Annotated in this window: 5 protein-coding genes; 2 read left to right on the forward strand and 3 right to left on the reverse strand. The window is 43.6% G+C overall.

Going from position 1 to position 4,818, the window contains the following annotated elements; genetic code table 11:
• Positions 1–494, reverse strand: a 494-nt coding sequence (locus tag PLH26_RS17800; RefSeq protein WP_324587384.1) for an exo-beta-N-acetylmuramidase NamZ domain-containing protein, incomplete at its 3' end; no start/stop codon positions are given.
• 127 nt (positions 495–621) lie between these two features.
• Here PLH26_RS17800 and PLH26_RS17805 point away from each other — a divergent pair.
• Positions 622–1,050 carry an FKBP-type peptidyl-prolyl cis-trans isomerase gene (locus tag PLH26_RS17805; RefSeq protein WP_349770432.1) on the forward strand — a complete coding sequence of 143 codons (429 nt, stop codon included), beginning with the start codon at positions 622–624 and terminating at the stop codon, positions 1,048–1,050.
• A 118-nt stretch (positions 1,051–1,168) separates the two neighbouring features.
• Here the strand turns inward: PLH26_RS17805 and PLH26_RS17810 are convergent, their stop codons facing one another.
• Both PLH26_RS17810 and glgP read right to left on the reverse strand, forming a co-directional pair.
• Positions 1,169–1,603 carry an acyl-CoA thioesterase gene (locus tag PLH26_RS17810; protein ID WP_324587385.1) on the reverse strand — a complete coding sequence of 145 codons (435 nt, stop codon included), beginning with the start codon at positions 1,601–1,603 and terminating at the stop codon, positions 1,169–1,171.
• A gap of 111 nt (positions 1,604–1,714) precedes the next feature.
• Positions 1,715–3,373 (reverse strand): alpha-glucan family phosphorylase, encoded by a 1,659-nt coding sequence (glgP, locus tag PLH26_RS17815; protein WP_324587386.1) that lies wholly within the window; start codon positions 3,371–3,373, stop codon positions 1,715–1,717.
• 341 nt (positions 3,374–3,714) lie between these two features.
• Here glgP and PLH26_RS17820 point away from each other — a divergent pair, with 341 nt between their 5' ends.
• A complete protein-coding gene (locus PLH26_RS17820; protein WP_324587387.1) occupies positions 3,715–4,467 on the forward strand; it encodes a DUF6089 family protein in 753 nt (250 codons plus the stop codon).
• Positions 4,468–4,818 lie beyond the last annotated feature (351 nt).

Consider the following 4,818-nt stretch of genomic DNA (forward strand, 5'->3'; position numbering starts at 1 on the left):
TGGAGTGATGAAATATAGGTGTAAAATCTAACGCCCACATCCTGTATGTCAAAGATCAGAGCATCCACGTCTTTTACATCTGCTGCTGCAGGCTTTCTTTTGCTTCCGTACAAAGAAACAACCTGTATACCGGTTTGCGCATCGGTATAATTACCCACTTTTTCACCGGCGTCGGCAGTGCCGCGAAAACCATGCTCGGGAGAAAATATTCTTTTAATATCAATACCCCTGTTTTTAAGCGTATCAACAAGATGTACTTTACCAACACGCGAAGTTTGATTGGCGAATACGGCCACTGATTTTCCATCCAGTAAATGAAAATACTTGTCCTGCTGGTACGCACCGGGAATAATATTGCCGCTGTTGGATATGTCGCCTGTAACAGAAGCTTCATTTGCTTCAGCGCTGCTGTTGTATGTAGCTGAAGTACAGTAACATGTAACGGTTGTTATAAAAAAGATTGCCATTGCTGTTATGGAACGGTGTGCGGGCATAACAATTTTTTAAGATTGATATATTATATTTTTGCCGGGTCACCCGGTGATCAAATATCCTAAACTTTTGTAGAAAGAGCAGGAATCGTTTACCTTTCCTGATTTTAAATACTCAAAATTTGAATTTATGCAACAGGCAAAAAAAGGAGATGTGGTACGTGTGCATTATACAGGCCGCTTAACCGATGGAAACCAGTTTGATTCTTCTACCGGCCGTGAACCGTTGGAATTTACTTTGGGAGCAGGGCAAATGATCAGGGGATTTGATACAGGAGTTGAAGGAATGGCTGTGGGAGAAAAGAAAACAATTTCCGTTGCACCGGAAGACGGATATGGCTTAAGGAATGAAGAAGCCATTATCGAATTCCCGGTCGAGCATGTTCCTGCCGATATGAAATTAGAGCAGGGTATGCAGCTTACGCTTCAAAATCAGCAGGGGCAACCCGTTCCTGTGGTAGTTACAGAAATAAAAGAAAAGGTTGTTATACTGGATGCCAATCATTTTCTTGCAGGTAAGGATATTGTATTTGATGTGGAACTGGTGGAGATTGTATAAGAATGAACGGTAAGGCGGCAGGAGGAACGGATGTTTTGTGAAATGTGGACAGTGGTGAATAGTGAGTAGTGAGTAGTGAGTTCTGACAATTCACTATTGCCTGTTCACTACTTCCCGTTTATTGCCATTCAAAATTTTCGGCACGTGGTATTTTATTGAATACTTCGGCAAACAATGGCGGTGGTGTAGCCAGGCGCCGTCTTTGCGTATTCATCCAGGCGCCGTCTACAGTAATTACCGCAGCCAGTGTATTGCCGTTGGTATTGATATGATGTTGCATGGTCCATCTTGAGCCGTCTTTCCTCGCTTTGAGCATCACAAAATCTATCTCAACGTGGTCGCCAAACTTTATTTCTCTTTTAAACACACATTCTTCCCTGAAAAGTATTGGTCCCATGCTGTGCTCCTGCATTACCGCAGGTGTAAGGCCGTGTTCGGTTAAAAAGCACATGCGAATATAGGCTCCCAGGTCGTAGTACCGCGAATGAAGCATATGAAAATTAGGATCAAGATCTGCCCATCTTACTTCAGGATTTTTCTTATACGCTTCCATGGTTCATGATTTAAATGCGTGTATAATCAAAATGGCGGTGGCGGTGAAAAGTGAATTGTGAATGGTGAGTACTGACAATTCACTATTCACAATTCACTGTTTGCCCTAACGCTATGCATTATAGAGCAATCTGTAATACTCATCGGCCATTCTTCCGGAATCAAACCTGAAACGGGTGTCATTCATGCCGTTTTTCATAACCTGCCGCCACAGATCAGGGTGATCATAATACAGGGGAAGGATCTCCTGCTCTAATATTTCGTATATTTTTTCGAGATCATAGGTATCCTGCTGCTGTACCGTCATGTGTGCATAATCTGCTTTGGGCACTACAAAGCCATTGTGGCCGTGGTGAACGAATTCAGGGATCCAGCCATCATCTGTTGAAAAATTTACTGCGCCATTCATAGCGGCTGTCATGCCACTGGTTCCCGACGCTTCACGGGGCACACGCGGGTTGTTCAGCCACAGATCTGCAGCCTGTTTCAGCCGTTTGCTCAGCGTTAGCTCATATCCGGTACATACTGCTACATTTTTGTATGCCTTGCTGAGGTTAACAAGGTAATTGAAATCGCTGATGGCAGGGTAATCAACCGGGTAAGGCTTGCCGGCCCAGATGATCTGCACAGGATATTTGGCGCTGCCAAGCAGGGCCTCAAAACGATGCTTATCGCGGGTGATCAGTTCAGCTCTTTTATATCCTGCAAAACGTCTTGCCCAAACAATGGTAAATACATTCGGGTCGAATAATTTGCCGGTTTGGTCGGCAACGGTATCAAAAGCCCTTTTTTTCAAAAACCATTTCCGGTCAATAAAATTATCTTCGTTGCTTTCTTCAGCCGCATAATACAATTGTTTGTCGGCCCAATACCGCCAGTTTTGTGAATTGGTGATATGAATAATAGGACAAATCCCGGGGTATTTGCTCCACATGGCCCTGCTTACACGGCCGTGCAGCTCGCTAACGCCGTTGGATAACCTTGCAAAGCGCAGTGCAGCGAGCGAATGATTGAACTGATCGTCTGTTATACCGGTAAGCCTGCGCACTTCATCAAGGGGTATACCACAGAAATAGCTCATTTTTTCGCAAAGGTGAATTTCATGTTTTTCATTACCTGCTTCTTCGGGAGTATGCGTGGTAAATACCAGCCGTTTTTTTACGTCTTCCTTATTTCCGAATTTTTTATAAAGATAAAATGCAGCAGAAAGCCCGTGGGCTTCATTCAAATGGTATACTTCGGGATTAAAGCCCAGTTCATCCATGAGCTTTGCTCCCCCCACTCCGAGCAATATAAATTGCGCCACTTTGGTTGCTACATTGGCATCGTACAAACGGTGGGTGATGGTTTGTGAAATATAATCGTTCTCCGGCAGGTCGGTGCTCAGCAGGAAGAGCGGTGCGCTCTTAAAGGTTTCGGGGTTCAGATAATAAGCCTTCACCCAAACCGGGTGATCGTGGATATTGATCTGGAATTTTATATTATGGTCTTCCAGGAAGTTGTATATTTTTTCATTCCACTGCACCTGAAGGGTTTGATCCTGGTTGCGCGACTGGTCGTAATACCCGTATTTCCATAAAATACCGATGCCTACGAGATCTTGTTTTAGTTCATAGGCGCTTCGCATATGTGAACCGGCCAAAAATCCGAGACCGCCGCTGTAAATTTTCAGTGGCTGGTGAATGGCAAATTCCATTGAAAAATAAGCAACCCGTTTGGTGTACCTTTCATCTATAGCGTAGGGTACTTTAAAATTGGTAAATGAAGTCATAGTGTGAATCTTTCCTTAAAAATTCGGCGCAATATAACTGGATTTTTTTAAAAGAGGCTCATTTATCAAAATGCGCTCCTCCGGCTACGGGCTTCCCTGGCTTTCCGGTTATGACTTTTTGCAGTTACCATCCGCAAATAAAATACTGAAATATTTAACATCCTGTAAATGTCTGTGGCATTGTTTTATATGCGTATATTATCTAATTCGGGCAGTACAATTGTCTCTTGTGCCATAGCTGCACTTTTCATTGCTCACGGCCTGCTCAGTTTTTTTAACCTAATCGGCGCTTATCAATAGAATTCTACACGACAATATTTTTACTTAAACCAAACTTACCGATGGGTTTTATTGCAAAAGGAATTACGTGGTTCATGCCATTTGTAACCTGCTGCCAGCTGATATATGGTCAATTTTATACGCACCGCTATGAGGCGGGTATTAGTGGGGGTACTTTTGTTTACCAGGGTGATCTTACCCCTTCAGATTTGGGATCGTATCAAACGATTGCCCCCGGTATCGGCTTTTTTGCAGGAAGGATATTGGACAGGTCTTTTGCTGTACGTATAAATTTTAATTTCGGCAGGTTAGAAGGCGATGATGCCATATATGCAAAACCCGAATACCGGCGGCAAAGGAACTTTAAGTTCTCTACGCCTGTAACGGAGTTCTCAGGCGCCCTGGTATGGAATATACTGGCAAAGAACGGAGCAGAGCAGCCCCGGGGATTGTCACCTTACATATTTGGAGGAGTGGGATTATCATTGTTGCACATCAGCCGCGACTGGAGTAATTATAAAGCGGCTTATTTTAACAGCGAATCGCTCTCGAACGGGTTGGTATCAGATATTGCACATTCCACACCGCGTGCATCATTGGTGTTACCCGCAGGTATCGGGCTAAAATATGCGATAACGAAAAATCTTTCGCTTGCAGCAGAAACCGGCTACAGGTTCATGTTTACTGATTATTTGGACGGCTTTAGCCAGGCAGTCAACCCCGGTAAAAAAGACAGCTACCATACGCATTCTATAGGATTGATCTTTTCGCTGGGGTATAAAGACAGGTATGATTGTCCAACGGTAAAGTTATAACGGGTGATATTTCATTTGAGATTTGGAATTTTTTTGTTTTTTGTCTTTTGTGATTTGGTACTTTTATCCCCATAGCTCAAAGCTGACCGCCCACAGCCCTTATGATTTTTAATTTTTTGTTTACCGTTGTATTCTTTGGATTTAGCGCTTATGGCTTCGGATTTTATTTGGCATTCGTCTCCCGGTGCTTTACGTCCGGATGCGGTGCTGACCCTCCTTCGTCGGGTGCCGACCGCATCCCCGGATTTGAAATTTGGATTTGAGATTTTTTGTTTTTTGTCTTTTGTGATTTGGTGCTTTTATCCCCATAGCTCAAAGCTGACCGCCCACAGCCCTTATGATTTTTAATTT

The organism is Agriterribacter sp. (genome assembly GCF_035444585.1).
Lineage (GTDB): Bacteria > Bacteroidota > Bacteroidia > Chitinophagales > Chitinophagaceae > Agriterribacter.

Coding starts and splice junctions, on each gene's coding strand:
- PLH26_RS17805 (WP_349770432.1), top strand. CDS start 622: ATGCAACAGGCAAAAAAAGGAGATGTGGTACGTGTGCATTATACAGGC.
- PLH26_RS17810 (WP_324587385.1), bottom strand. CDS start 1,603: ATGGAAGCGTATAAGAAAAATCCTGAAGTAAGATGGGCAGATCTTGAT.
- glgP (WP_324587386.1), bottom strand. CDS start 3,373: ATGACTTCATTTACCAATTTTAAAGTACCCTACGCTATAGATGAAAGG.
- PLH26_RS17820 (WP_324587387.1), top strand. CDS start 3,715: ATGGGTTTTATTGCAAAAGGAATTACGTGGTTCATGCCATTTGTAACC.